General features: G+C 63.5%; 2 protein-coding genes. Both read right to left on the reverse strand.

All coding sequences use genetic code 11. The annotated features are described in order from the left end of the window. Window positions 1-46: 46 nt before the first annotated feature. Window positions 47-988 carry a tyrosine-type recombinase/integrase gene (locus tag PYV00_RS24335; RefSeq protein WP_066554113.1) on the reverse strand — a complete coding sequence of 314 codons (942 nt, stop codon included), beginning with the start codon at window positions 986-988 and terminating at the stop codon, window positions 47-49. Further along, a partial coding sequence (locus PYV00_RS24340; protein WP_275230929.1) for a tyrosine-type recombinase/integrase occupies window positions 985-1856 on the reverse strand: 872 nt, incomplete at its 5' end. The genes PYV00_RS24340 and PYV00_RS24335, both read right to left, overlap by 4 nt.

Consider the following 1856-nt stretch of genomic DNA (forward strand, 5'->3'; position numbering starts at 1 on the left):
CGGTCGGTGAAGAAGCGCTGGATCAGTGCGGGCAAGGTCATGGCGGTCATTGCTCAGCCTCCCCGCTAAGGCGCGTGGCGCGCGCCATCGCCAGTTCCAGCAGTTCGGGCACGGCCTCGATGTACCAGAACGTGTGGTCAGGGTTGGCATGGCCAAGCCAGGTCGTCAGCTTGATCATCTCGCGTGCCGGATCCTTGCCTGTGCGATACCAGTCGATCATGGTCCGAACCGCGAAGGTGTGACGAAGGTCATGTATGCGTGGTCCTTTCCCGTGCAGCTTGAACCGCGAGTATTCCCGCAGCCCGATTGTTCGACTGACCCGTGCGAAGCTGGCCCGCGCCGACCATTCGCTGAGCCGGTCACCGTTGCATCTGACGAAGAGCTGCCCGGGCGCGCGACCGAGCAACCGGTCACGTTCGGTCGTGTAGGCGGTCAGCCGGTCCACGACAGTCGGATTGAGTGGCAGCAGGCGCTCCTTTCCCAGCTTGCCATGCCGGACACGCAGCACTCCGGTTGCTGCATCAAGGTCGTCGGTATCCAGCGCCAGCGCTTCGCTGATCCTGAGTCCCGTGACAGCGATCAGGCCGAAGAAGGTCGAACATGTCAGCCCACGCATCCCGTAGGTGGAAGGCAGTTCACTGGCCGCTGCGATGATGCCCCCGATCTCGGCTTCGCTGTAGATGTATGGCCGTTTGCGCGTTGTGCGGTCGGGCAACAACCCGCGCGGCGGCGCTGCATGCGCCGGGTCGACACTGCTCAACCAAAGAGCGAACAGCCGCACCATTCCGAGCCGGGCAGACCGGGTGGATGACCCGGCAATAGGCTGGCTGGCGTCCCAGCGCAGGAACAGGTCGGGATCGACATGCTTCGCGCCCGTATCGTCGGCAAAGCGTATAAAGCGGCGCAGCACACGTTCGGAAGTCCTGAGGTCATAGCCGAGGCTACGGCGAACGGCGAGATAGCGGTCAAGCTGGCTGGCAAGGCTCATTGTGCACCTCCCGCCACTGGCCAGGGCTGGGCAATGGATCGCAAGCCTTCGATATCAAGCCGGGCGTAGATCATGGTGGAACCGCGCGACCGGTGGCGCAGCATGTCGCCGACCTCGTCGAGTGAAGCGCCATGATTTATGAGTTGCGTGGCAAGGCTGTGGCGCAGAACATGCGACCCCACATAGGGCGTGGCGGGCTTCTGACCGGTCGCATCGAGCGCATCCTTGATCAGGGCATTGACGATCTGGCTATTCTTGAACGGTCGATGCGGTGCTCGCTGGGTGACGAACAAGGTCCGGCAGTCGGTCGGTCCGCGTTCCTCCCTCAGGTACCGGCTTAGGGCTTCGCCGACCTCGGGGGTGATGGGCACACGGTCATGCAACTTGCCTTTGCCGCGCACCGTCAGTTCGCCTGAACGCCAGTCGATATCGCCAAGTTCGATCCTGATGATTTCCGGCGCGCGAAGCCCGAGCCGCGCCATAAGCAGCAGCATCGCGTAATCGCGAACGCCGTGCCGGGGATTTCGGCGAACCCAGTCGAGCACGGCTTCGACGCCTTCAGGCGGCAGATGCCGGGGAAGGCGCTTGTCGCGGGCCGTCGCTGCTCTGGGCACACTTAGGGCAAGGTTGGTCGCGGTGATGCCTCGTGCGAACAGGTACTGGAAGAACGTGCGCAGATGCGTCACTGCACTCTTGTCCCGGTATGGCCGCCCCCGCGACAGCAAGTGTTGAACGAACCCGACGGCGTCAACGGGCCGAAGGCCGGTCAGATCGATCATGTCCGCACCGAAGCGGTGGTCCATGAAGCGGTCGGCAAAGCGCAGCGTGTGGTAGATGCTGCGCGGACTGAGGCCCCGCTGTTTGGTGA

Source organism: Novosphingobium album (ex Liu et al. 2023) (assembly GCF_029076845.1).
In the GTDB taxonomy this organism is placed as follows: Bacteria; Pseudomonadota; Alphaproteobacteria; order Sphingomonadales; family Sphingomonadaceae; genus Novosphingobium.